The organism is Gracilibacillus sp. JCM 18966 (assembly GCF_055392695.1).
In genome coordinates this window covers 3,753,646-3,780,202 of the sequence record NZ_AP043883.1, presented here as the reverse complement: position 1 = coordinate 3,780,202, position 26,557 = coordinate 3,753,646, and the positions used below count along the sequence as shown (strand labels likewise).

Sequence of the window (26,557 nt, the reverse complement as noted above, 5' to 3'; positions counted from 1 at the left end):
GTATTTTAATTTTATGCAGTGTTGTTTACAATGGGATATTTAAGTTATATACTATGAAAAACTTTAAAATTTAAAGAAAGTGGGGGAAGAGAATGTTGGATCACATCGATCACCAAATTTTAGATTTATTACGAAAAAATTCGAGACTTACATACACTGATATTGGTAAACAAATAAACATGTCATCTCCTGCTGTTAAATCAAGAATAGAAAGATTAGAGGATAATGTGATCAAGCGTTATACAATAGAGGTAAATAATAAAGAACTTAATAAAGGGATTCATGGATTCGTTTTATTTCAAACAACGAAATGTGAAAGGTTAACCAATTATTGTGAAAAGAACAGTAATATCATAAATTTATGGAGAATAAGTGGAGAGTCTAACTATTTAGCTGAAGTGGTTTGTGAAGAAATAAGTGAGTTAGAGCAAATCTCTAAAGATACAACTCATTTTGCGTTCTCTAATATATTATCTGTTTTAGGAAATTATAATGTTTGTGACCATTAGTACTTGAACTAGTAGAAAAAGATCACCTTTACAAATAAAAAAATTCGATGTATAATTCTTTTACAACGTTGTTACTCAGCTCTTATCTATCATCATAAAATTCCTCACCATGATTAACTCTAATGTGTAACTCCCTTTATTACTCCCTGTATTGTAAGCGTTATCAATAATTATCACTTGTAAAATGAAAAAAGAAAGGAGCCATGACATGAAGAAGACATTTCTTTATTTAGTGCTGTTCGTATTCGTAACTTCTACCTTGTACTTAGATGGCAGTAAAGTTATCCATGCAGAGAATATAGATACGATTCCAAACACCTCAAGAGAAGTGAAAGACTATGATCAAAGTTTTTTATCTGTAACTGGATTTGCCTCATTAGGTGTTAAGGATCGAACGAGCTATGAGGGAACCTCGTATCATCGGGAAATTAGTAATGAAAGGGAATTTCTACAAGCACTATTAGATGCTCGTACTGGTAGTGTGAAAGTAATTGAAGTAATGAGTGACCTTAACCTCGGTTGGCATGAATTAAATCTTAGTGACGAAGAAAGGAAAAAGTATAGCTTTATTACCAAGTATTCAGATCCATCTAATGGCTATACGAACCCTGTTATTGCAGAATCAGGTGTTTCCAAGCTTAGTATCAGTGATGTAAATGGGTTAACCATATTTTCTGAAAACGGTGAACCAACGATTAAACATGTAGAATTTAAATTGAATCGTTCTAGTAATGATATTGTGATAAGAAATTTAAACTTCGATGGAATGTGGCAGTGGGATGATACTCAAAGACATAAGGAAGTAGGCTGGACCTTTATAAAAGTAAACGGAGCAAATAATGTATGGATTGACCATAATACATTTTCTATTGCTTCAGATGGATTAATTGATATTGAGAACGGATCGATAAACGTAACTCTTTCCTGGAATGAAATTGGTCTAGCGGCTTCCGAAAATCCAGATCCTAATGGTGTCATTTATCCGTCTATTAAATATATGGAAGAGCAATATATTGCCAACAACCTTAAATCTGATAGTGCTTACTATCAAATGCGAAACGAAGGTGCTACGAAAGAGCAGATCATGGCATATGCAGCTTATCATAGTAAGGTACATTTAAATGGATCAGGAGATAAAGATTATGTCAACTATGTTAGTAGTAATGGCAATGAAATTAAAGATGGTAATCAGAGAATTCGATTAACTATCGCCTATAGCCACTATCAAAATGTAGGACAAAGAGTTCCCATGATTCGTCAAGGTTCCGGTCATCTGTATAATACGTATCTAGACAATTCTAGCCACGTAAAGGTATTAGATAATGTTAATGCTATTGCAACCTACGCACGTGATACATTATCACGTGCATTAAATGCTAGGAATGGTGCGTCTATTGCTGCAGATACAACTGTTTTTAATGGGTTTAGTGAACCAATTATAGGTGCAGAAATACAAGGCTTAGATACAAAAAATATGGATGAACAATGGGCAAAGTTATTTCAGCATGCTTATAACAGGAATTTAATCGTCAACTCCAAAGTAACAAACAAGTATGGAAGTTATATCGGAAGTAGTTGGGATAATAACGGGGAAAATCTATTCACAAAAGGCTTTACATGGCATGATAAATCTACCATCGGGAATTGGGCATGGTCTTCTCATATTGTCGGCAGTGAGAATATGAGTAAAACAGATCCACCTAGTGAGCCTTTTACTTTTGAATATCGTTATGAAGAGAAACTCCCTTATACTTATGAAATTGTTCCATTAGAGAAAGTTGTCTCAACGGTTACAAAATATGCCGGGGCAGGAAAAGTTACCATGAGCCCAACGGAATGGTTAACCATTCACTATGACCCTGTAGTACAGGATATCATTAATCTCGTTACTCAGTATCAAGAAAATGATGACATAATAAATGATCGTGTAGCACATCTCTTGTCAACCCAATTAAATATAGCTAAGAAATTTGAACAAAAAAGGAAGCATGAGAGGGTTGCCAGTCAGATGAGCATTTTTAAGAAGTTAGTGGATCAACAGTACAAACGTCATTTCATAAGCAAATATGCGTATGATACACTTCGCTACTATACAGAACGTTTGTTGAATAACCAAGGATAAGATTCAGGTATTGGGATTATCAGTTATTTGGTAATCCCATTTTTTCTTTCCTATTCTCTTGAGTCTAACGTGACGTAATGGTTTATAATGGAATTACCGGTAAAATCCCAACTAAAAGAGGGTGATCATGATCACTAAAAAGTATTGGAAAGTGGGGGAGTTAGCCAAATTAACAGGACTCACCATAAGAACATTGCGTTATTATGATCAGATTGGATTGTTTATTCCTTCTGAATACACGAGCTCGGGTTACAGGTTATACAATGAATCAGATATAAAGCGTCTACAACAAATTTTAGCTCTAAAGGAACTTGATATTTCCCTAGAAGAGATTAAGGCAATCTTGGCTAGTGATGATTATAATCCATTAGATATACTGTATATTCAAATGGATCGAATGAAGAAAAACATTCATTCACAGCAAATTTTACTGAAGGAGTTGCAGCATGTAGTAAGGCTCATGCAAAAGGATGAGGAGTTAACCATTGAACATTTCACCATGCTTTTACAGATGATGAGAAAAAGTCACGAAGAGTATTTCTTGAAGCAAAAAACACAAGTAGATCAATCACTTGATCGACTACAGGCAATGTTGACTAATCAACAAAAAAAGGAGGAAGATGAAAAATGACAGAACGATTTGTAACACATGATACTTTTATTATCGATAGAACATTGGAAGTACCGAATGAGCAGGTTTTTAAAGCTTGGTCGACTCCTGAATTAAAAGCCCAATGGTTTGCCAAGGCAGATCAATTTAATTTTCAAGTGGGTGGAAAAGAAACGAATCATGGTGGACCACCAGAAGGACCAGTCTTTCATTTTGAAGCAACCTATCAAGAAATTGTACCAAATGAACGAATTATTTATTCCTATACTATGGACCAGGGGGAAAACCGTATTTCTGTTTCTACAGTTACGGTTGAATTTAACGCAACAGAAACGGGGACACATTTAATCTATACAGAACAAGGCACCTATGTAGATGGCCATGATAAACCTGAAATTCGTGAGCATGGGACGGGGATTATGTTGGACAAGCTAGTGAAATTAATGAAAGGAGAAGGATAATGGGCTCGACTTCTCATTTAGAGATCAATCATTCTAGAATGTTATTGGCTAGACCTGAAAAAGTATTTAAGGCTTTCCGTGATCAAAATTTATTAAAAAAATGGTGGGGACCGAAAGGGTTTACTAATACTTTTCATGAATTTAATTTTACAGAAGGTGGGCTTTGGAAATATACTATGCATGGCCCTAATGGCATGGACTTTGAAAATCAGAGCAAGTTTGTAAAAATAACCCCAAATGAACGTCTGCTCATTCGGCACCTTGAACCAGACCATGTCTTTACATTAGAGATCACCATGAAGATTGCGGATGAGGGTTACACACGTATTGGCTGGAGCATGGTCTTTGAAACAATAGAAGACTATAACGAAGCAAAGCCATTTGTAAAAGAAGCAAATGAGCAAAACCTTGACAGATTAGAGAATTTGATAAGTAGCATGTAACAAAAAGTGGGATTACTAGGCTTGACGATACTTGGTAATCCCACTAGCTAATCTTTTTCTAGTATCCACTATAAGAATCTCGGTGAAACTTTCCATTTGCTTGATATAAGTATTTTTCTGGGACAGCTTGTTCAATTAAAGGAAACAGTTCTCTTTCCTCTAAGCGTACATGCTTTTCTAGTAAATTACCTAATTGCTGCATTTTATCATAAGAGGTTTGTTGATTTTCTCTTAAAGAGTGAACAAGGCCCCTGATTTGTGCATGCTGATAAAGTACCTCTTTTACTAATTCTGTATTCGCATTCTCTGCGTGAACTAAATATAATGGATATAAAGTTTCTTCCTCATCGCGAAAGTGATCCTCTTCATCACCTTCCCAGAAATCGATTAACTCTCGTATTAATTCTTTGTATTTTTTCTTATTATCTTTAGTTCCTGCCTTTTTCATTTCAACTGCCATCAATAGAGCGTGATGATGGTGGTGAGATAAAGGATTTAAAGCCTCATGTCGTTTCATCCATACTACTCCCTTCAGATAAAATTTATTCTTATACTCTTATTATACCCTCTCCTAAAACAGTTTGGGTTACATTGACGAACCCCTTAATTCGAAATATAATGAGAATGCAATGACTGAAAGCGTTAACAGATGGGGTGAGGTGTTAAAATGATCGGTAAAATCAAGGATGCTTATCTTAACTTACGATTAAAATATAAAATGGTTATTTTGACATCATTAGTGTTAGTTGCGTTCAGTATTGGGGGATTATCCATTTTACAGTATGCATTCCAGCAATATAATAAAGAAATTTACCGTCAATCAGCGCAAGCTCTTCAGGTCTCATCCAATTCAGTGGAGGCAGAATTAAAAAAAATGGAGCGGCTTTCCTATCAAATTGCAACAGATACGTACGTCCAATCATATTTAAAAGAGTTAAGTAATTCAGACTCTAATTATGATCAATTTACAATTGGCATGGAGTTAAGGAAAAGACTTGTCGATATTGGTGCACTGAACAAATATGTTCAATCTATCCAAGTCTATGATGTGGCGGACAAAGAATTCGTTAGTGGGAATTTTTCCATGAACCTTCCTAGTGACCGATTAAAGACGATGAAGCAAAATGCAACTTCAGAAGAGGGCGGGGTAAGCTGGGTATCACCATCTGAACAGGATCCAACCTTGATTGCAACAAGAGAGATAAGAGAATACTTAGAGTTTTCGTTCGATACAATTGGATTTGTTGGAGTTAGGGTAGATATTGAAGAAATCGTTCATGAACTTACGAATAACTTGGAGCAGGAGGAGACGAGCTTTCTTATTTTTGATAAAGCGGGAAAGCAAATATTTTCTAATCAGAGTCAGGTGGAAAATATTTACCCATCTCAATATGATCTCAGTGAAAAAGGGTATCAACTTGTAAAATATAATGGAGAGAGATATTTTCTTACTTATTCAGAAGCTAATCATCTAGATTGGACTTATATGATATTAACTCCGTACAGCAATCTTTTTACTGTCATTACCAAAACAAGAACAGCAGTCTTCATTACTTATTTTGTTTTATTCTTACTCATGATCTTTTTAGGTTCAAAATTTACAGGTAGTATTGTTAATCCCATTGAAAGCCTCAATCGAAAAATGAAAAAAGTGCAAACAGGAGATTTAGATTATAAGGATACTGAACTTGGGACAAGTTTTTCAAAAGATGAAGCGGGCCAAATGCATGAGAATTTCAAGCTAATGATGAAACAAATTAATGATTTAATCAGTGAAAATTATAAAAAGCAACTGCTTATAAAGGAATCAGAATATCAAACATTACAAGCACAGGTCAACCCTCACTTTTTGTATAACACACTTGAATCCATTAATTGGTCTGCCAAAATGGTTGGAGAAAAGAAAATATCACAAATGGCAGAATCACTTGGCTATGTATTACGAGCATCTATAAATATGAAGGGTACACTTATACCTCTAATAGAAGAAATGACGATTGTTGAGCACTATATTACAATTCAACGCTATCGTTTTGAAGAAAGATTAGTTTTTCAACAAGATATTCCGGAAAAATATCGTCATATACTTGTTCCAAAATCGATCATACAACCAATTGTCGAGAACTCTATTCGTTATGGATTACAAGAAATGATTGGGGTTTGTACGATCACAGTAAAAATAGAAGAACATGGGGAAGATATATTGATCTCGATTAAGGATAATGGGCCAGGGATGGAAGAAAATTATATAAATAGGATCATGACAGGAGACTATCAGCCGAAGGGGACAGGAATCGGACTGAAAAATATTGAGGAAAGACTAAAAATTTTATTTGGTGAGAATTATGGTCTTACCATTGAAAGTGAAAAGGGTCAAGGTACTCATGTAATGATCAAGGTACCAAAAGAGGGGGAAACAGCCTATGTACAAAGTGTTGTTAGTGGATGATGAAAGAATGATTTTGGATGGAATCTCGATGATCATTGACTGGGAGAGTTATGGTGTCCAATTAACTGGAAAAGCGATGAATGGGATTGAAGCATTAGAATTTATCGAGAAGGATTCACCTGATATTGTCATTACGGATATTACGATGCCTGGATTAGATGGAATTGGACTTGTTTCAAAAACAAGGGAAAGATTTCCTGCAATCAAGTGGATTTTTCTATCAGGATACAGTGAATTTGAGTATGCCCAGCAAGCTATGCGGTATGGTGTCCGTCACTATTTATTAAAACCATGTAATGAAGAGAAAATCTCGGAAGCTCTCACTGAAGTTGTGAGGGAAAAGAAGGAAGAGGATGAAGCAAATGAATATATGCAATCCATTCAAGAAGAAGCACTAAAGCTCCATCACTATGAATATGAGGATATTTTAAAAAAATATCTTATTTATCCGCAATTATCAGAGGAATTAGAGCTACAAATAAAGGAGATAATGTGGAAAAAATTTAAGCAGCCAATTTGTTTTATTGTATTCTTTCTAGAAGATCTAAAAGAATACTTGTCACTACAAACGATATTAGAAAAATATTCGTTAGATCATGAGGATAAGGAGCTTATTGGGACAATTGTGGGAGAAAGTGTTGTGATCATGGAGCCTTTCACTTCTACAACAGAGGGTATACTCAAACAATACCACCAGCGATTAATAAGGGAAACAGGTCAGCATATTACGACCATTATCTCTAGAAGTTTTACAGTTGATGAATTACTTCTCTTTGAATTTCGGCTAGAGCATGCTATTGCACAATCCTTTTATGCTTCCTCCTGTGATTTCATTACAAGTCAGAATTGGATCAACTATCAAGGATATAATCAAAAGCAAATAAAAATAGTTGATATTGATAAAATAATTGTTCTGTTAAAGAAAAAAGACATATCTACAGCAAACGAATTCATCCAAACGTTTTGTGAAGGATTAAAGGATTATAACATCGAACCTAAAGCTGCCAAAGGTTATTTTATTCAAATTTATTTATTAATGATGAGCAAATATCATTCGAATATGGAAGAGAATAGAATAGAGGCAATTACTCGGATGGAGGATTTTTCTCATATTCAACAATTCCAACAGTTTTTCCATCAACTATTTGAAACATTGATTGATCAACAACAAAATCCTAAACGTTATTCTAAAGTCGTAAAGCAAATGTTGGAGTGTATTGAAATGGAATTGGAGAACCCCGAATTATCCTTACAATGGATCGGAAATCATTGCATGTTCATGAATCCAGATTATTTAGGGAAATTATTTAAAAAAGAGGTTGGTCAACGGTTTTCGTCGTATGTTACGAATGTGAGAATTAATCGGGCAGTAGAAATTATTGAAACAGAGGAAGATGTTAAAGTGTTTGAATTAGCGGAAAGAATGGGCTTTGGTAATAATCCACAATATTTTAGTCAACTATTTAAACGCATTAAAGGATACACACCATCTGAAATAATAAAATCGTATGATTAATCGGGAAAAAGTAGAGCGAATTCCTAAGAAGGAAAGCCTCTACTTTTTATACATTTAACTCTGATTTTTCTATCATACCATTTGAAAAAGAAATGATATGATGTAACTGTAATCGCTTTCAGATAAGCGTTATTTAAAAAGGGGAGGGGAAAGAAATGAAAAAATCTTTATTATTACTGTTAGGATTAGTCATGGTTCTATTTCTAGCAGCATGTGGTGGCGAGGAAGGATCCGAAGAAAATACAAGTGGAGATTCCTCCGATGAAGGCTCTGATGAAGCATCTGGTGATGTAAAGCTTCGAATCGCATGGTGGGGTGAACAAAGTAGAAATGACTATACATTAGAAGTTATCGAACTATATGAAGAGCAAAATCCAGGTGTCACGATTGAGCCAGAATATGCAAGCTGGGATGACTATTGGAGAAAGCTGGCTCCGCAAGCAGCGGCAAATGAATTACCAGACATTATAGCGATGGATTTATCCTATCTTTCTCAATATGCAGAGAATGGACAGTTAGCTAACTTATCTGACTTTATAGGTAGTGAAATTAATGTAGATAATATTTCAGAAGATAATATTAATACAGGAAAAGTGAATGACGGTCTTTATGGCTTTAATCTTGGGGTAAATGCAGTTGGCTTCCAATATAACCCGGAAAAATTAAAAGAAATTGGTATTGAAGAAATTCCTGAAGATTGGACTTGGGATGACTTTATGGAAATGTCACAAAAAGCAGCAGATGCAGGTGTTTATTTCGATAACGGATTCCAAGCAGATGTATTCTTCAATTACTATTTAAGACAAAATGGTAAGCGCTTATATGCAGAGGATGGTAGTGGTTTAGGCTATGAAGATGATCAATTATTTGTTGACTTCTTCTCCATGATTCAAAAGGAAGTGGAAAAAGGCGCTACACCAACACCAGATTTTATGGCTCAACTGGCTGGTCCAGAGGATGACCCAGTTGTAAAAGGTGAAGGAGTTGGGATCTTCCAATGGTCTAACCAATTTGTAGGATTAGAGCAAACATCGGGATTAGACTTTAATATTGCACCAATGCCTGGTCCAAATGTTTCAGATGGTCTTTTCTTAAAGCCTAGTATGTTCTTCTCTGTAGCAGAGAATTCAGAGGCGAAAGCAGAAGCAGCTAAATTTATCGATTTCTTTGTTAACAACATCGAAGCAAATAAATTAATTCTTGGTGAACGTGGAGTACCAGTTTCCTCAGCTGTTAAAGAAGCTCTAGCTGAAGAAGTATCTTCCTCTCAAGCAGAAGTATTCGAATATATTTCATGGGTGGAAGAAAACAGTACACCTATGGGACCAGCAGATCCAGCAGCAGCAGGTGAAATCATTGAGTTACTAACCAATTTATCGGAACAAATTTCTTATGGAGAAATTACACCAGAGGATGCTGCCGAACACTTTAGAACGAATGCAGAAAGTATACTAAAGTAATTTGTGGTGAGGATAGCTGATCCTGTCTGGATCAGCTATCCTTCAAAAATAAGTGAAGGGAGCTCACAAAATGCAAACAAATATAAAGCAGAATCTATGGGGATATCTATTCATTGGACCGTTCATCATTGGCTTTTTAGCCTTTACGATCATTCCAATCATCGCTTCCCTTTATTTTTCCTTTACATCCTACGATCTTTTTTCCGCTCCACAATGGATCGGTTTTGATAACTTTAAAGAAATGTTTACAAATGATCCTAGGTACTTGCATTCCTTAAAAATCACCTTTATCTATGTATTTGCAGGTGTACCTTTACGTCTTGCATTTGCATTAATCGTAGCCATGTTATTAAATACAGCTTCTCGCGCTGTTGGTTTATATCGCACATTGTATTACTTACCTTCATTAATTGGAGGAAGTGTTGCAGTTGCGATTATGTGGCGAAACATTTTCGGTGACGAAGGTATTGTTAACTTAGCATTATTGTCAATGGGGATTGATCCTGTTCGGTGGTTTGGTGACCCAACTGCTGCGCTTTGGATGCTAATATTCCTTTCTGTTTGGCAATTCGGTTCTTCCATGCTCATCTTCTTAGCAGGGTTAAAGTCGATACCGCAAAGTTATTACGAGGCAGCAAGTGTCGATGGAGCAAGTTTTTTTCAAAAGTTTTTTCACATTACGATTCCAATGTTAAGTCCTGTTATTTTATTTAATGCCATTATGCAAACGATCGCTGCATTTATGACATTCGTTCCAGCGTTTATTATTTCGAAAGGAACTGGTGGGCCTTTAGATGGTACCTTACTATACTCTTTATACTTATTCAAACAAGGTTTTGAGTTCTTTAGTATGGGTTATGCTTCCGCCATGGCATGGATAATGCTAATCATTATTGCGATCTTAACATCGATCATTTTCCTTACATCAAAATTTTGGGTTCACTACGAATCAGAAGGGGGCAGATAAACGATGAAGCCAAAACATCTAAAAAAGATCATTTATCATGTGCTTGTTGGTGGTTTTGCCATTCTGTTATTGTACCCAGTATTTTGGTTAGTAATGAGTTCCTTTAAAGTGAGTGAGCAAATATTTGTGACAGCAGAATCCTTCATTCCTGATCCATTCGTTTTAGGTAACTATGCACAAGGATGGGAAGGTTTTGGTGACCACGGGTTTGGAACCTTTATTAAAAATACAGCGATATTTGTCGCATTTGTGTTAGTCGGTCACTTAGTATCCTGTTCGTTAATCGCTTTTGGATTTGCGCGACTAAAGTTTGTAGGAAGAAACTTCTGGTTCGCGATTATGATTGTGACATTAATGCTTCCATATGAAGTAGTAATGATTCCACAGTACATTATCTTTGCAGAATTAGGATGGCTAAATTCTTTAAAACCATTAGTTGTTCCAGCCTTTTTCGGTCATCCGTTCTTCATTTTCTTGCTTGTTCAATTTATTCGAACAATCCCAAGAGAATTGGATGAAGCAGCAACAATAGATGGATGTAATACTTTTGGTATCTATTATCGAATCATTCTGCCATTAATTGTTCCAGCATTGGCAACTACGGCAATTTTTACATTCTATTGGACATGGGATAATCTACTAGGACCAGTTCTTTACTTAAACAGTCCATCAAAATACACCGTGTCGATGGCTTTAAACATGTTCCTGAGTAATGAAACAGTCTCCAATTGGGGGGCAATGTTTGCCATGTCAGTAGTTTCCTTGATACCAGTTTTTATTATTTTCTTTATTTTCCAAAGATATGTAGTAGAAGGGATCAGTACGAGTGGTTTAAAAGGATAAGAATATCAATGAGGTAATTACAGTCATTAGTAGTTACCTCTACTGTAATTTTTTGAGAGGTGAGAAGGATGCAAGCAATTAATAAGGCATTGGAATGGATAACAAAGGTCGCTTATTTAAACATGTTATGGATTGCCTTTTCTATACTAGGATGCATAGTAATCGGAGTATTTCCTGCAACAGCTGCGACATTTACAGTAGTAAGAAAGTGGATTACCGGGTATCCGGATGTAGCTATTTTTAAAACGTTTTGGAGAGCCTTTCGTGATTCTTTAAAGGGTGCTAATATCATAGGGTATATATTACTAGTATTTGGGTATATATTATATTTAGATTTTTTATTCATAACAATATCAGAAAATGACCATACATTATTATTAACGATTCCGTTTCTGTTTATTAGTATATTATTTACTTTAACAGTAATGTACGTTTTCCCTGTCTATGTCTACTATGATATGAAGATCTTACAGGTTTTGAAAAGTGCTTTCTTTATTATGATTTTAAATCCATTATCCACTTTTGTGATGATACTAGGAATGTTCGGGATCCTATTCGTTCTATGGCAATTCCAAGGGTTAGCGATATTTTTCAGCTTAAGTATTCTAGCAATAGCTCTTATGATGCCAGCACACCGGGCCTTTAAAAAAATACAAGAAAAACAAGATTTTATGAAGCATGAGCATTTAATTGAAGAATAACGTTTTACTACTAAAAAACAGGAGCTAATTTGTTTGCTTCTGTTTTTAATTTTGTAGAAAAAAAGAGACCGACAGAATACTAGAAAGGTGAAAAGAACCAATTTTTTGTAAGTAGGATAAAAGAATTAGTCTTATTGAAATATAATTGTAACATTTCAATAATATTTTTGACATATTTTTATGTTAGACTACAAGGGCGAGAGAAAAAAAGATCGAAGGCAGGGGAAAATAGTGCGAGATTGGAAAGTTATTATGAAACGTTCAGCCGTAACCGCTACGGTTATGTCAAGTTTGTTTTTCGTACATACTACAGTGCAAGCAGAAACAGTAGAAGACATTCAAGCACAACGATCTTCATTACAATCAGACATAAATGAAAAAGAAACAGAATTACAAAAGATAAAACAAGAGTTAATCTCTTTAACAGAACAAACCAATCGATTAGATGAAGCGATAGAAGACAATGAGAAAAAAATCACAGAAACGAAAAGTGAAATCGCTTCCACGGAGAAGGAAGTAGAAGGTTTAAATGAAACCATTGAGGAAAAAGAAGAAAAGATAGAGAAAAGAAATGAGATCTTAAAGGATAGAATTTCATCAATGCAGCAAAACGGTGGTTCTACTAGTTATCTTGAAGTAATCTTAGGTGCAGACAATTTCTTGGACTTTATTGATCGATTCGCACTTGTTACAAAGATTACAGATGCTGATCAAAAGCTTTTAGAAGAACAAGAGAACGATAAACTAGAATTAGAACAAGAGAAATCTACTTTAGATGATAAACTTACAGAGTTAGAAGAGATGAAAGTCGAATATGAAGCAATGCAAAAGCAAATTGTTGCTCAAAAAGATCAAAATGAACAATTAAAATCAGAATTACAACAAAAGCAAGATGCTAATGCAGATGTCTTAGAAGAATTAAAAATCGAAGACGAAGTTTTAGCAAATAAACAACAAGCATTAAAGGAAGCACAGCAACGACAAAAGGAATTAGAAGCTCAATCTTCTTCTAATGATGCTTCTGGAAGTGCAGGTATTGAATTATATGCTAGTAGTTCAGATAATAGTACAGTTAGTGGAAATCTACAAACAATTATAAATGCTGGTAATCGATACATCGGAAATTCTGTTTACGTCTTCGGTGGCGGTAGAACAGCATATGATATCGCGAATGGAAGATTTGATTGCTCTGGATTTGTTAGTTGGGCATTTAGACAAGGTGGTGTAAGTATCCCTTCAAGTACTTCAGCTCTTTCTTCTGTAGGTAAGAGGGTATCAACAAGTGAGATGAAGCCAGGAGATTTAGTGTTCTTCAATACTTATAAAACAAATGGCCATGTAGGAATATATCTTGGTAACAATAAATTTATTGGGTCTCAAAGTTCTTCAGGTGTCGCGGTTGAAAGCATGAGTAATAGCTACTGGAAGAGCACCTTTACAGGACATGTTCGTCGAGTAATTCAATAATGAAATTTGAGCTAATCAGCCACGTTCTGGTTAGCTTTTTTGTTTTACTAGGATAAGTATTTACTTCTATTCAAAAATGGTTAACAATAGAACGGTACATCAAAAATAGGGAGTTTAACTATATGGAACAATATTTATCCTTTGAAACTATCCAAAAAAAGTGTGAGCAACTAACAAACGAATATGAAATAGATGGAGATAGATTCTATCATGTCGTGGAAAAATGGGCGGATAAAGAAGCTACGATTGATGAAAAGCTTATGGCAAGTTTTACAGAGCTATTAGCGGTAGTGAGTGATGAAATAACGAGAATGGAAGACCATGTTGAGCTATCATCGACCTGTCGTATGGGCTGTGCCTTTTGCTGTTACTTTCCTATCATAATAAATGAAATGGAAGCTAAGCTAATGTTGGCAGCAATCAATCAGTTTTCTAATGAAAGACAGATTGTTATCCAGAGGCATCTCTCCGCTTATTATAAGAAATATAGCAAAAAAATAGAAGAAGTTAGTCAAATAAGTTTTGAAGAGGTCGAAGATTTTAAGATGAAATATCGTCAAAGTCTCCTTCCATGCCCATTGTTAAATACGGAGACCAATCAGTGCTTAGCATATGAAATTCGCCCGATTCCTTGTCGTACATATATGAATTATACCGATCCAGCTGTCTGTGAGAAGAACCTTATGCCGAAGGAGACGATTAGTTTTGAATTTTTATATGCAGAGTATATGGGTGCGTTAAATGAATTTCTTCAATTTCTGTATGAGGATGGGGATACAGGTATTATTTATTATCCAGACGATCTCTATAAACATGATTATCTGATAAACTGGATGAAGGTATGACGTTGAAAAAAGTGTGAGTAAAGTTCAATAATTGAAAATTATGTTTCATACAATTACATTCACGGCTAGTTTTGCGACATTTTTACAAACGGGTAAATTCATAGAATAAGGTTAATTTTTATTAAATTATTTTGCTCTATTTCACTTATTTCAAAGGCTTCTTTTTAAAAGTAATAAATAAAAGATTTATAAGGATGGAGGATAGTAATTACAATCAAATGTTAAAAAGTTTCGGGCAAGACTTCTTGGAGTTGATTCAAGGATTTCATTATGCTGTTTTTATAGGTGCAACGTGGTTAATTGATACAGTAGCAGATTGGATTGTAAATATTGGCCTCGTTGATGATAAACTTATAGCTTTTTTTATTGTAATGACTGCATTTGTTTGTATTGCCGTCATTTTGATTTTCCCTACTCGGATAGTATATGGTAGAGGGAAAGGTGGTTCAGGTGGTGAAGACGTCGGAGGTCCAATTACGATCCTAATAATCATACTTCTGATTATTAAAATCATACGGAGTTTCTTCCTTAAACTTAAGGAAGACCGTTTATTTTTAATCAAGACCATGTTTGTAATCAGCACTATTATTATCCTTGCTGTTATTGGATATAGTAAAATGTAGGAGCTTAAAACATACAGATTTATTCTGAATAGCGTAGGGTAACTGAATATATTTCCTTGATCTTAGAAGGATTTAGTATAGGTAACTGTGTTTTTTTAAATTTAGTTAAATAATGAGGTAAGAGATGGTTAACTGAAGACGAGTAGCCTCTTAAAGCGGGGAGCTAAATAATAGGAGATGAATGAATAATGAAACAAAATAAGTATGATGATCCAAAGTTCTTTTCTGCATATGAACAAATGCCACGATCAGTTAATGGTCTTAAAGGTGCTGGTGAATGGCATATATTAAAAGAGTTAATACCAGAACTAAAGGGTAAAAGTGTACTTGACTTAGGCTGTGGTTTTGGTTGGCATTGCCGTTATGCACGTGAGCAGCAAGCAAGTTCTGTAATAGGTGTAGATATTTCTGAAAACATGCTTCAAAAAGCCCGTGAAATGACAAATGATCCTTTAATTTCGTATTTAAAGATACCGATTGAAGACATCAATTTTTCAAATTCAGAATTTGATGTGGTTATTAGCTCGTTGGCTTTTCACTATATTAAGTCATTTAAATTAACTTGCAAGAAGGTATATGATTGTCTAAAGCCTGGGGGAAGGTTCGTTTTCTCTGTTGAACATCCCATTTTCACCTCTCGGAATGTACAAGATTGGATATATGATGAAAAAGGAAATCGCCTACATTGGCCAGTTGACAATTATCAAATAGAAGGAATACGTGAAACAATATTCTTAGATGAGAATGTGACAAAATACCATCGGACGATTTCGACATATATAAATAACTTAATTGACACTGGTTTTATGATAAAAGCAGTCAAGGAATCAGTGCCTTCCAATGAAATGCTAAAGAGTATTCCTGAAATGAAAGATGAGACTCGAAGACCTATGTTTTTAATGGTATCGGTAGAAAAGGAAAAAAGCTGATAGATATCACAGTAACTTTGTCCAAATTTCTATTATTGTAAGTTGTTCTGATCAATCTTTTTTATAGCCCCATTATAATCAGATTTTAATTTAAACTAAGAGAATACAAATGAAGAGCAAGTTTTATCCTTTTATAAAGGTAAAACTTGCTCTTTATTAACTCCTTAACAATATTTTGAGTAAGCATCTGTTAATTGGGTCATAATCTCTTCCACTTCGAAGCCTTCTATTTGCTCCCGAGGTATGAAGTATTGCAGTTTCCCGTCTTTTACAAGCGCCATCGAAGGAGAGGAGGGCTCGGTTCCTTCAAAGTATTCTCTCATTCGGGATGTAGCTTCACGGTCCTGTCCAGCAAAAACGGTTACGAGCTTCGAAGGCTTTTTATCACCTGTAAGTGAGGCAATTGCCGCAGGACGAGCCAGTCCAGCTGCACAACCACACACAGAATTTATTACAACAAGTGCTGATTCTTTGTTTTCAGCCATAAATTGGTCCACTGATTCAGGTGTTGTTAATTCATCAAAACCAGCATTTGTTAATTCTTCGCGCATAGGGCGAGCCATTTCCCTCATGTATTCTTCATATGCATTCATTGATAATCCTCCTTAAAAACATACCATTTAATTGCATTGTACCAAATGTCCAATAAGCAGACGAATGATTTGTTTAGAAATATTTCACAAAACTAATTGTATGTGACTCCTTATTAGGAATTTACACTTCTAAACACACCTCCAGCCATCCTCGCACACTATTAATAAACCAAATTCGTTCAAATAAATCAATGTCATCTACTCGAATTTGACGTTCCGTTATTTTTTCTTCTTCTAAAAGCTTTGCACGGAGCGTTCCCGGCAATAAACCATCACTTACTGGAGGAGTATAATAATTTCCGTTTTTCTCGAATACGACATTTCCAGTAGTGAATTCGGTAACCATACCATAATTGTTCCAGAGTAGGGTAGTAAAATGTTCCTCTGATAACTTTTGATCGAATGACTGATAGATAGATCGATTGGTCGTTTTATGGTAGAAAAATATATTATTCTTATCTATTGAATCTTCAGCTAAACGTACCTTGATCGGGGAAGTGGTGGTCTGTATAGGTTCAATTGTATAGTTCAGCTCACTAGAATTAAGCATTAAACGCACTTTAAAGCATCCATTCGGATAATTTGTTGCTACTTCAGTTAATAAGGCTTTACATTCTTTTTCTTTATAAGGAAAATGAAAATATTCAGCGGATTGCTGCAGTCTTTCTAGATGATAAAATTGTAATGGAAAAATCCCGTCCTTAAGTAACATCGATTCCAAAAGTGAAAAAGCAGATCGATTTTCATGAAGTACGGCAGCTTTTTGGATGAGCTCCTTGTACTCATCTGCACTGGATGAATCCCATGTAACACCACTTCCTGTGCCGTAATAAGCTACACCTGTTTCCTTTTCCAACCAAACGGTTCTTATAGGAACATTAAATGTTGCCTCACGATCTGGAGAAATCCAGCCAATGGCACCACAATAAACTTCACGAGGTGAATTCTCTAATTTTTTAATATATTTCATTGTCTCTACTTTTGGTGCCCCAGTGATGGAGCCACAAGGAAATAATGCTTCAAACCATTGCCAGACATTGCTGCTCGCAGCTAATTTTGCTTCAATTGTAGAGGTCATTTGATGCACGGTAGGATAGGGCTCAATATTAAATAGTTGCTTCACCTTAACAGAACCAGGGATAGCAATACGACCTAAGTCATTGCGCAATAGGTCAACAATCATCACATTCTCTGCACGATTTTTTTCTGATTCGTAAAGCCCTTTTTTTAATTGTATATCCTCTGCTAAAGTCTTTCCCCTATGTACCGTTCCTTTCATTGGCTTCGTAGTAATCGTGTTCTGATGCACTTTAAAAAATAATTCAGGAGAAACAGAGATAATTTGATGATCGCCTATATCCAAGAAAGCACTATAGGAAGTCCCCTGGTTCTTGCGTAATTGATGATAATAAGAATAGCTGTCTCCTGAAAAATGTGAGGTTAATCTTGTTGTATAGTTGACTTGATAGGTAAAACCTTCAGAAATGGCATGTTGGATCTTTGCTATATTTTGATGATACTGTTTTTCACTGATAGTATTTTTCCAGGCTGCTATTTGATACATCTCATTATTTTCGAAATGCAACGATGACTCAGGATCGGGATAAACACCAAACCAAACTAGTGGCATCGAGGATGGATCATGAACTTGATAGCTTGAGTCAAAAGCAGGGGCAGCTTCATAGGATACATATCCTGCTACATAATAACCGTTATTTAATGCTTTTTCTATTTTTTTAAATATTATTTCAATCTCATGCAAGTTATACGTAGTCAAAATCTCAACTGGTTTGGTAAAGGCCATAGTAGGTTGATTCTCAAAGTCAAATTGCACAATATGTTGTCTCAATCAAGCACCTCCGTTCTTAATGCATGATCATAGCTTTGTTGTACCATTTGAAAACCATGTTCCGTTAAAATCGCCTCAGGGTGAAATTGTATTCCTTCAATAGGTAAAGACTTATGTCGGACACCCATAATGGTATCATCAACGGTTGTTGCGGTAATCGATAATTGCTGTGTGGGAAAACTAGTATTCTCTACTTTCAAAGAGTGATACCTAGTTACCTTAAGTGGTGATGGCAACGAAGAGAAAATACCTGTTTGATCATGTGTGATGAGAGAGGTTTTCCCATGCATTGGTTCACGAGCCTGAATAATATTTCCGCCAAAAAAATCAACTATAATTTGCATGCCTAAGCAAACACCAAAAATTGGGATGGTTTGAAAAAAATGCTGCAATATAGACCGACAAATTCCGCTATTAGTAGGTGAACCAGGACCAGGTGATAGAACGATTAATGTGGGATTTAATGCTTTTAATTCTTCAATCGTTATTTGATCATTGCGAAATATCGTGACATTACCTGTTAGTTGAAGGTAGTATTGTGCCAAGTTATATGTAAAAGAATCATAATTATCGATAATAATAATCAAGCTATATTCTCCTTTGCTTCTTACTTTATAGAATGAACATTCATTGTTAATGATAGATATTAAAGCTTAAAAACGCAAGATTCAAAATGGAAGGAAGGTGTTTTTTTAATATAAATTCCCAGAGCTAGGATGAAAAGGAGAAATTTCATTTCATTTATTAGTATCATAGCATTTTTAGGTTGACTTTCCTTATTTGCTTTAATATAATATAATCGCAATTGGAATGATAATCATTTTCATTTATTTCGATTAGAAGAGGATTACATATGAGACTTTGGATGTTATTAATAGCTACAATTATTCTGTCAATTGTATCATTATTTATCGGTGCGATTGATATTCGCTTAAGTGACTTACTAGATTGGAAGTCAGAAGAGACACAAATTTTCTTAATTAGTCGTATCCCACGATTGGTCGCTATTATATTAGCAGGTGCCGGAATGAGTATTGCGGGATTAATCATGCAAGCATTAAGTCGAAATAAATTTGTTTCTCCAACAACAGCAGGTACATTAGATGCAGCAAAACTAGGAATCTTAATATCTATGTTGTTTATTACGAATGTAACCTATACGGAACAAATTATTTTTAGCTTTATCTTCGCATTATTGGGAACATTGCTTTTTATGCAAATTTTAGATCGAATTAAATTTACAGATGCGATCTTTGTTCCGTTAATCGGAATTATGTTTGGTAATATTTTGTCATCTATTACAACCTTCTTCGCCTATGAGGCAGATATTATTCAAAATATTTCTGCTTGGCTTATGGGCAGCTTTACCTTAATTATTGCTGGTCGGTATGAATTGTTATATGTAAGTATACCAGCAGTTATCCTAGCCTATCTTTATGCTAATAAATTTACCGTTGCAGGGATGGGGGAAGAATTTGCGAAAAACTTAGGCTTAAGTTATAAAGTAGTCTTGAATATTGGACTAATACTTGTTGCTATCATTTCTACAACGGTCGTACTTACGGTTGGAATGATCCCTTTTCTAGGTTTAATCGTACCTAATATTGTTTCATTATATTTTGGTGATAATTTACGCAAAACCATTCCACATACCATGTTATTAGGAGTTGTTTTTCTATTAGTCTGTGATATTGTTGGTAGAATTATTATTCACCCATATGAAATTCCAGTCAATATAACGGTAGCGGTAATAGGTAGTGCGATCTTCTTAATTATGTTATTTAGGGGGAGAGCCTATGCAAAAAAATAGTACTAAACTGATCTTTCTAATCCTATTAGTCATTATCTGTGTACTGTTATATGGATTTTATGATATCAAGGGTGGATTTGATTATGCATTTCCTAGAAGGATGATTCGTGTTGCAGCCATGATAATTACAGGGATCGCTATATCGTATTCTACGGTAGTGTTTCAAACCATTACTCACAATCGTATTTTAACCCCTTCTGTAATGGGGCTCGATTCCATGTATGAGGTGGTCCAGACATTCATTTATTTCTTTGCAGGATCGATGTCAGTTTGGATTATTAATAAATATTTAAATTTTGGAGCAGCAGTATTGGCGATGGTTTTATTTGCCCTATTTTTGTATCGATTTTTATTTAGGGCTGATAAGCATCCAATTTACTTACTGCTATTAATTGGTATGATTCTTGGAACACTATTAGGAAGCTTTGTTACCTTTTTACAGGTAATGATTGATCCTGTAGAATATTTAGGTTTACAAACACTATTATTTGCAAGCTTTACAAATGTGAAAGCAGAGCTACTATATATTGCTATTGGTATTTTATTGCTTTCGTTTATATATGGTTACCGGATTATGAAGAAATTAGATGTTATGTCATTAGGTCGTGAAAATGCTATCAATTTAGGGATTAACTATGATCGAATGGTAATGAATATTCTCATCTTGTCTTCCATACTAATAGCGACATCAACAGCATTAGTTGGTCCGATTACCTTTTTAGGTTTAATTGTAGCGAATTTATCTTATCAGTATTTAGTCACTTATAAACATTCTGTATTAATTTTAGGTGCTAGTTTAATCAGTATTGTTGCATTAGTTGGTGGTCAATTCTTGGTAGAGCATATCTTTGAATTACGCACAACCATTAGTGTCATTATTAACTTCGTCGGTGGAATATATTTCATTTATTTATTAATAAAAGAAAGTAGGGCATCAGGATGATAGAAATTAAAGGATTAACAAAGCAGTTTGGTAAAAAGCCTGTCGTAGAAGATGTATCCGTAACGATTGAGCCGGGAACAATTACATCATTTATAGGTCCGAATGGTGCTGGTAAATCTACACTTCTTTCAATGGTTAGTCGTCTCTTAGAAGCAGATACAGGAGAAGTTCTGCTTGATCAAAACAACGTAAAAAAATGGAAATCTACAGAATTTGCAAAACGTGTCTCGATCTTAAGGCAGGCAAACTATATTAATGTGCGTTTAACCGTTCGTGAGCTTGTATCATTTGGTCGTTATCCCTATTCAAAAGGACGCTTAAATAGTGAAGATAACAAATTTGTCGATCAAGCGATGGAATACATGAACTTAACAGATATGCAGGATATGTATTTAGATGAATTGTCTGGTGGTCAAAAGCAACGAGCATTTATAGCGATGGTTATTGCACAGGATACAGATTATATTTTACTGGATGAGCCTTTAAATAACCTTGATATGAAGCATTCTGTTCAAATTATGAAAATATTACGCAAACTTGTCGATGATCTTGGTAGAACAGTCGTGATCGTATTACATGATATTAATTTTGCATCTGTATATTCGGATCGGATTGTTGCCTTGAAAAATGGCAAATTAGTTAAAAATGGGGCAACCAATGAGATTATTAATTCAGATGCACTCCGTGATATTTACGATATGGATATTCCTATACAAGAGCAAAATGGTTGTCGAATTTGTGTTTATTTTAATTCGCAAACCTCCTAGACAATGCTTAAAGTCCACTCCTATCCCTCAGTGATGATCTTACTGGGGGATAAATATAGTTTAAATATTAAATATGGTATTGACTGTCATGTGGAATATATATATAATGATAATTATTATCAGTGATAATGATTATCATTATTGCTGTCATCGATCTATTTTAAAAGGAGAGAAAAACATGAAATATTGGAAATTAGCAATTGCATTATTAATTTTAACCCTTATGCTAGTAGCATGTGGGTCTAACGAGGACTCTAACTCAGAGGGAGCAGATGAAGCTACTGCATCGGAGGAAAATGCTAATGAAACAGCTGAAGAGGGTAGTTCAGGTGCTTATCCGATGACAATAACTCCAACCGTTACTAAATCTGAAGGCAGAGATGGTACCGCTTATAGCTTTGAAGAAGTGGAATTCGAGAAAATGCCAGAGAAAATCGTTGTATTTGATTATGGCATGTTAGATACATTAGATGCACTTGGTGTTGATGGGATTGTTGGTGTAGCAAAAGGTAGTACATTACCTTCTCATCTGGAAGAGTACGCATCAGACGAATATACGAACATTGGTACATTAAAAGAACCCTTACTGGAAGATATAGCGGCATTAGAGCCTGATGTCATTTTTATATCTGGTCGTCAATCTGCATTTTATGATCAATTGAAGGAAATCACACCAAATGTTGTATTTGTAGGTACAGATCAGAATGATTATTGGAATACATTTCTAGACTCAGTAGACATTGCAGCGAAAATGTTTGATAAAGAAGCAGAAGCGGAGGAGCATCTTGCAAAATTTGATTCTGCCCTAGAAGAAATAAACACATTAGCAGGAAACTATGAGACTAGTTTAGTTACGATGTATAATGAAGGAAAGCTTTCTGGCTTTGCATCCAATTCGCGTTTTGGTTACATATATGATGAATATGGGTTTAAGCCAGTTACAGAAGACATTGAATCCTCTTCACATGGATCTAATTTTGGGTTTGAAGCAATATTAGAATTTGATCCACAGGTTTTATTCGTAATCGACCGTACTGCTGCTATAAATGGGGAATCTAATATCGAAAAAGATATGGAGAATGATATCATCCAACAAACAGAAGCCTATAAAAATGAGCACATCATTTATTTAGATGGTGCACTATGGTACCTAAGCGGTGGAGGTCTTCAATCCGAGCTTGCTAAGATCGAGGAAATTATAAATGAATTAGGTCAATAATGATGATAGAGGGCTATTCCAATTCGGCAAGACTGACGGGGAATAGCCCTTTTGTATGGGGAAATGTATACTCTGCCTAACCTTAGCATGAATGAAATGTAGTTTATTAGTAAGTTTAGACTATATATCAATAAAATTTTATTGTGTTATTCAAATATATTAGGTATTATGTATTATAGAACATAATGAAAAATAACTATATTTTGTGTTAAGGTTAGGAGAAGTGAGTATATGGTAACGTCTGCGGAAGTGAATATTAATGAAATAATTAAAGAGCTTTATAATGGATCTGTTCAGTCGATAAAGAAAGTAGTACCTGTTGATCCTCAATTTGAAGCACCTAAATTATCTACAGATCCATTGTTCGTGAATTATGGTGTATTAATTGGTTATAGTGGTAGTTTTAAAGGTGATTTATTAATACGCGCCAACAAAGAGGTATTTAGTGCGATCGGTGAAGCTCTTTATGGAATGCCGTTATCAGATGAGATGCTCGATTCCTTCTCAGGTGAATTAGGCAATATGATTGCAGGGGGTCTTTCGACACATTTAGCTGAACAAGGTATCGAAACGGATATTACGCATCCCACTGTAATAAGTGGTGATGCCAAATTAACTGGATTCAAGAGAGTGTTAGAAGTCCAAATCCAATTTGTGAATATTGGAAGTATGACGATGGCACTGTTAATCAATCAATAATAAGTAGGTGGTAGTAATGGAAGAAGTAATGACCAAAACGATAATATTTAAATTAAATGATCAAGAATATGGGGCCAATATTGGACAGATCCTATCCATCGAACGATTACAAGAAATAGTTGCACTACCACAAACATCAGATTTTATTAAAGGTATTATTAATCTTCGAGGAAAAGTTACACCTATTATTGATCTTCGGACAAGATTAGGCATAGAGGAGCTAGAAGCAACAGAGCAAACTAGAATTCTAATTGCAAATGTACGAAATATTCAGGTAGGATTGATCGTCGATGAGGCGACAGATGTGATCGATATAACCAATGATTTAGTAGAAGAGACACCTGAATTAGTTAGTGATGTAGATCACCGGTATTTAAAGGGTGTAGCAAAGCTTGAGGATCGAGGTATGTTACTACTTTTAGATTTAGACCATGTGCTTAGCTATGAGGAATTAGATGAGGTGCAACAGGTTATAGACGAATAATGTCAAAAGTTTTGAAAAAACTCGCATTCCATCATGATGAATGCGAGTATTAATATGTTTATCGATACTATTTGGTAAGATTGGTTTGTTTGATATGAAAATATATCTTAGGCTGAATGTCTATAGTTGGGTAGGTTTCTTCCCATTCTTTTTTGTTCCAATCTCTAAAAGTACTTTTGGCAGAGGCTCCGATCATCAATGGGTCGATATCAAGCTCTTGAAATTTTTTAATTAACTCAGAGCACTCTTCCTCTAATTTCTCTCCTATTTGTTTTTCTAGTTTTCTTTTGTTTTGAGGCTTGTCCAGTCCCAACGATTCTGCTTCTGCAATATATCCTTCAATTTTTACGGTAATCTCAAGCTTATTTTTCGAAACCCATTTCTTCTTTTGGTTGGATTGAATCGAAATGACGGAAAGTGATTTATTTTTTTTCTTCCATTCGAATTGATAAGTCGCATCATTACTATCCTCATATAAAGCTTTAAAAGCAAAAAATGAATCGGTTCCAGTCTTGTATACTAATTTGTCATGATTAAAAAATCCTAATCCGACGATATCTACAATGGTTTCTCTATCTGCTATTATCGGCATAAATGGATCCATTCCCTCACCGTAATAACGATAATTGAGATCATGTAAAGTCATTTTTGGTAAATTCCTTTTAATATTGCTGTCAATCAAGCTTTTGATATAACGAGGAAGTGTTTGCTCTAATTGATATTGTTCCGATAAGAGGTTCTCTGCCCTTCCTTCAACGATTAGAGGATGAAGCATTCTCCCAATGTCAGGCATTTCGTTAATCCCCTGTAAAATGTCCGAAATTCCTATTTGCGCTACCTCCTCTCCAAAAAGAACGGAGGTTAGCTTACCTGTTTCCACTTGAAAAGGTGCCTTATGTTGAATTTGTGAGGTAATTCCTTGTATAGAGCTAGATTGACTTGTGTATGCAGCGTTTTCTCTCGTATCTGCTTGTTCACTATATCCATATAATGGAGATACTCCTGTGCCGATGTATTCCTCGGTCGATGCCTCCCAATCAAACCCATATAGCATAATAATTTCCACATCATCGATAACCTTTGTTTTTACACAAGCTGTCAATAATAGAAGTGAACAAAAAATTATAGAACTTTTTTTAAATAGTCTCATGGGATTTTGTCACTCCTGATTTGATTAACTTCAAAATATAGAGAAAAGGGATGTAGATGAACAACAAACAAAAACCAATTTTAGATAGTATGTTTGAAAGTTGTTCAATCATTAAATAATCTTTAACTAAGAACATAGAGATGAATCCTATTATTGCGAGAAATATGGAGATGCCTCGAAACGAAACTTTACTGATGCGATAATAGCATTGTACGCTTCCCCAGAAGTAAATACAGCTTGTCGCGATGATTACGATAAAATGAAGACTAATTCCAACATATTCAAATCGCTCAATGAGAGGAAAGCTAATAATCTTCCATACGTGTAGAGATGGCCATGCTAATAATTGAATTTGTTCTTGATTAAAATAAACGAAATTAGAAAGTGCTACAAGTAAGTAGATAAGGGTGGTTAACCCATTAGCACTTACTGCCCATTTTAACCCTTTGTGAAATTTATGAATAAATGGTGCAAACATTAGAATCAACTCGATTCCTAAATAACCAGTAGCCATTGGTTCCACAGATTTTACGATATTCCAATAGCTAGTATTCATAATTGGTAATAAATTTTCCATATGTCCATGTTGAAAAGCAATCAAAATCGAGAAGGACAAGACAAGTGGAATCCAAAAGCTAAAAAAAATAAAGCCTACAACCGTTCGAAATCCTCCTAATACAAGATATAAAATGAGTATATATAGAAATAAAGAAAACCAACCAATTGAAAGATCTTGAAAATACCAGACTTGGATCACCTCTATATAGGATCTCATTACATAAAAAGAGAGAGAGAGTAAATGAACACCAAAAAGAAGGGAGAGTAAATTACCAAATCGTTTGCCGAATATTGAGTGATGAATATCGATTAAATCCTGGCCATCCGGCACTATTTTCCATACAATAACAATAATGATGGTTGTAAGAAGCCATGTTAGTAGAATCCCTATCCAGGCATCATATCCTGCAACCTTTGCAATTCTTCGCGTAAAAGTTAATACCCCTTCTCCCATCTGAGTTCCGTGCAGAATGTAAAGAACTAGAAATGGGGAAACCATTTGAGAAATATCTATCTTTCGTTTTTGACTGCTCATAAGTT

General features: G+C 34.9%; 27 protein-coding genes. 21 read left to right on the top strand and 6 right to left on the bottom strand.

The genetic code is table 11. The features are described 5' to 3' along the window. Positions 1-92 precede the first annotated feature (92 nt). The 5 genes from ACZ5N5_RS18505 to ACZ5N5_RS18485 all read left to right on the top strand — a co-directional run bounded on the left by ACZ5N5_RS18505 (position 93) and on the right by ACZ5N5_RS18485 (position 4,145). Positions 93-509: an Lrp/AsnC family transcriptional regulator gene (locus ACZ5N5_RS18505; RefSeq protein ID WP_054787549.1), complete on the top strand. Its 417-nt coding sequence runs from the start codon at positions 93-95 to the stop codon at positions 507-509. Between the two features lie 208 nt (positions 510-717). Next, positions 718-2,631, top strand: coding sequence for an FIMAH domain-containing protein (locus ACZ5N5_RS18500; RefSeq protein WP_464372881.1), 1,914 nt, complete (start codon positions 718-720; stop codon positions 2,629-2,631). A 127-nt stretch (positions 2,632-2,758) separates the two neighbouring features. Further along, positions 2,759-3,262, top strand: coding sequence for a MerR family transcriptional regulator (locus tag ACZ5N5_RS18495; protein ID WP_109983504.1), 504 nt, complete (start codon positions 2,759-2,761; stop codon positions 3,260-3,262). After that, positions 3,259-3,702, top strand: coding sequence for an SRPBCC family protein (locus ACZ5N5_RS18490; protein ID WP_054787547.1), 444 nt, complete (start codon positions 3,259-3,261; stop codon positions 3,700-3,702). The genes ACZ5N5_RS18495 and ACZ5N5_RS18490 overlap by 4 nt, the downstream gene beginning before the upstream one ends. Continuing rightward, the gene (locus ACZ5N5_RS18485) at positions 3,702-4,145 is read left to right on the top strand and encodes an SRPBCC domain-containing protein (RefSeq protein ID WP_109983503.1); all 444 of its coding nucleotides are present in this window, start codon (positions 3,702-3,704) and stop codon (positions 4,143-4,145) included. Before ACZ5N5_RS18490 ends, ACZ5N5_RS18485 begins: the two co-directional genes overlap by 1 nt. Before the next feature lie 58 nt (positions 4,146-4,203). On the opposite strand, the gene ACZ5N5_RS18480 is transcribed toward ACZ5N5_RS18485, so the two are convergent. Continuing rightward, positions 4,204-4,662, bottom strand: a complete 459-nt coding sequence (locus ACZ5N5_RS18480) for a hemerythrin domain-containing protein (protein WP_054787545.1) — start codon at positions 4,660-4,662, stop codon at positions 4,204-4,206. Between the two features lie 150 nt (positions 4,663-4,812). Here ACZ5N5_RS18480 and ACZ5N5_RS18475 point away from each other — a divergent pair, with 150 nt between their 5' ends. From ACZ5N5_RS18475 to ACZ5N5_RS18430, 10 genes are all read left to right on the top strand, one after another. Continuing rightward, positions 4,813-6,594 (top strand): cache domain-containing sensor histidine kinase, encoded by a 1,782-nt coding sequence (locus ACZ5N5_RS18475; RefSeq protein ID WP_464372880.1) that lies wholly within the window; start codon positions 4,813-4,815, stop codon positions 6,592-6,594. Then, a complete protein-coding gene (locus ACZ5N5_RS18470; protein ID WP_464372879.1) occupies positions 6,569-8,110 on the top strand; it encodes a response regulator transcription factor in 1,542 nt (513 codons plus the stop codon). The genes ACZ5N5_RS18475 and ACZ5N5_RS18470 overlap by 26 nt, the downstream gene beginning before the upstream one ends. A gap of 155 nt (positions 8,111-8,265) precedes the next feature. Continuing rightward, complete coding sequence (locus tag ACZ5N5_RS18465) at positions 8,266-9,570, top strand: ABC transporter substrate-binding protein (protein WP_109983500.1); 1,305 nt, start codon at positions 8,266-8,268, stop codon at positions 9,568-9,570. A 70-nt stretch (positions 9,571-9,640) separates the two neighbouring features. Continuing rightward, positions 9,641-10,537 carry a carbohydrate ABC transporter permease gene (locus ACZ5N5_RS18460; protein WP_109983499.1) on the top strand — a complete coding sequence of 299 codons (897 nt, stop codon included), beginning with the start codon at positions 9,641-9,643 and terminating at the stop codon, positions 10,535-10,537. Between the two features lie 3 nt (positions 10,538-10,540). Further along, positions 10,541-11,380: a carbohydrate ABC transporter permease gene (locus ACZ5N5_RS18455; RefSeq protein ID WP_054787538.1), complete on the top strand. Its 840-nt coding sequence runs from the start codon at positions 10,541-10,543 to the stop codon at positions 11,378-11,380. Positions 11,381-11,448: 68 nt separating this feature from the next. Continuing rightward, on the top strand, positions 11,449-12,081 hold the full coding sequence (locus tag ACZ5N5_RS18450) for a YesL family protein (protein ID WP_054859942.1): 633 nt from the start codon (positions 11,449-11,451) through the stop codon (positions 12,079-12,081). A 231-nt stretch (positions 12,082-12,312) separates the two neighbouring features. After that, the gene (locus ACZ5N5_RS18445) at positions 12,313-13,548 is read left to right on the top strand and encodes a C40 family peptidase (protein ID WP_054859943.1); all 1,236 of its coding nucleotides are present in this window, start codon (positions 12,313-12,315) and stop codon (positions 13,546-13,548) included. 122 nt (positions 13,549-13,670) lie between these two features. Further along, entirely contained in the window at positions 13,671-14,393 is a 723-nt protein-coding gene (locus tag ACZ5N5_RS18440) for a YkgJ family cysteine cluster protein (RefSeq protein ID WP_464367931.1), read from the top strand. A gap of 218 nt (positions 14,394-14,611) precedes the next feature. Further along, positions 14,612-15,016, top strand: coding sequence for a hypothetical protein (locus tag ACZ5N5_RS18435; protein WP_054859945.1), 405 nt, complete (start codon positions 14,612-14,614; stop codon positions 15,014-15,016). A 188-nt stretch (positions 15,017-15,204) separates the two neighbouring features. Then, the gene (locus tag ACZ5N5_RS18430) at positions 15,205-15,945 is read left to right on the top strand and encodes a class I SAM-dependent methyltransferase (RefSeq protein WP_464372878.1); all 741 of its coding nucleotides are present in this window, start codon (positions 15,205-15,207) and stop codon (positions 15,943-15,945) included. Positions 15,946-16,109: 164 nt separating this feature from the next. Here the strand turns inward: ACZ5N5_RS18430 and ACZ5N5_RS18425 are convergent, their stop codons facing one another. The 3 genes from ACZ5N5_RS18425 to ACZ5N5_RS18415 all read right to left on the bottom strand — a co-directional run bounded on the left by ACZ5N5_RS18425 (position 16,110) and on the right by ACZ5N5_RS18415 (position 18,974). Further along, complete coding sequence (locus tag ACZ5N5_RS18425) at positions 16,110-16,538, bottom strand: BrxA/BrxB family bacilliredoxin (RefSeq protein WP_054787535.1); 429 nt, start codon at positions 16,536-16,538, stop codon at positions 16,110-16,112. A 121-nt stretch (positions 16,539-16,659) separates the two neighbouring features. After that, the gene (gene pabB, locus ACZ5N5_RS18420) at positions 16,660-18,387 is read right to left on the bottom strand and encodes an aminodeoxychorismate synthase component I (protein WP_464372877.1); all 1,728 of its coding nucleotides are present in this window, start codon (positions 18,385-18,387) and stop codon (positions 16,660-16,662) included. Then, a complete protein-coding gene (locus ACZ5N5_RS18415) occupies positions 18,384-18,974 on the bottom strand; it encodes an anthranilate synthase component II (protein ID WP_054859948.1) in 591 nt (196 codons plus the stop codon). Before ACZ5N5_RS18415 ends, pabB begins: the two co-directional genes overlap by 4 nt. 266 nt (positions 18,975-19,240) lie before the next feature. On the opposite strand from ACZ5N5_RS18415, the gene ACZ5N5_RS18410 reads away from it, so the two are divergent. The 6 genes from ACZ5N5_RS18410 (at position 19,241) to ACZ5N5_RS18385 (ending at position 24,309) form a co-directional block, all read left to right on the top strand. Beyond that, positions 19,241-20,197 (top strand): ABC transporter permease, encoded by a 957-nt coding sequence (locus ACZ5N5_RS18410; protein WP_054787534.1) that lies wholly within the window; start codon positions 19,241-19,243, stop codon positions 20,195-20,197. Continuing rightward, positions 20,184-21,140: an iron chelate uptake ABC transporter family permease subunit gene (locus ACZ5N5_RS18405; protein ID WP_054787533.1), complete on the top strand. Its 957-nt coding sequence runs from the start codon at positions 20,184-20,186 to the stop codon at positions 21,138-21,140. Before ACZ5N5_RS18410 ends, ACZ5N5_RS18405 begins: the two co-directional genes overlap by 14 nt. Next, positions 21,137-21,907, top strand: a complete 771-nt coding sequence (locus ACZ5N5_RS18400; protein WP_109983495.1) for an iron ABC transporter ATP-binding protein — start codon at positions 21,137-21,139, stop codon at positions 21,905-21,907. Before ACZ5N5_RS18405 ends, ACZ5N5_RS18400 begins: the two co-directional genes overlap by 4 nt. 178 nt (positions 21,908-22,085) lie before the next feature. Beyond that, positions 22,086-23,126, top strand: a complete 1,041-nt coding sequence (locus tag ACZ5N5_RS18395) for an ABC transporter substrate-binding protein (protein WP_054787532.1) — start codon at positions 22,086-22,088, stop codon at positions 23,124-23,126. 231 nt (positions 23,127-23,357) lie between these two features. Next, positions 23,358-23,825 carry a chemotaxis protein CheX gene (locus ACZ5N5_RS18390; protein ID WP_054787531.1) on the top strand — a complete coding sequence of 156 codons (468 nt, stop codon included), beginning with the start codon at positions 23,358-23,360 and terminating at the stop codon, positions 23,823-23,825. Positions 23,826-23,841: 16 nt separating this feature from the next. Continuing rightward, a complete protein-coding gene (locus ACZ5N5_RS18385) occupies positions 23,842-24,309 on the top strand; it encodes a chemotaxis protein CheW (protein ID WP_109983493.1) in 468 nt (155 codons plus the stop codon). A gap of 67 nt (positions 24,310-24,376) precedes the next feature. Here ACZ5N5_RS18385 and ACZ5N5_RS18380 read toward each other — a convergent pair whose 3' ends face one another. After that, complete coding sequence (locus ACZ5N5_RS18380) at positions 24,377-25,459, bottom strand: Ger(x)C family spore germination protein (RefSeq protein ID WP_277678620.1); 1,083 nt, start codon at positions 25,457-25,459, stop codon at positions 24,377-24,379. After that, complete coding sequence (locus ACZ5N5_RS18375; protein ID WP_464372876.1) at positions 25,446-26,552, bottom strand: GerAB/ArcD/ProY family transporter; 1,107 nt, start codon at positions 26,550-26,552, stop codon at positions 25,446-25,448. The genes ACZ5N5_RS18380 and ACZ5N5_RS18375 overlap by 14 nt, the downstream gene beginning before the upstream one ends. Between the last annotated feature and the right edge of the window lie 5 nt (positions 26,553-26,557).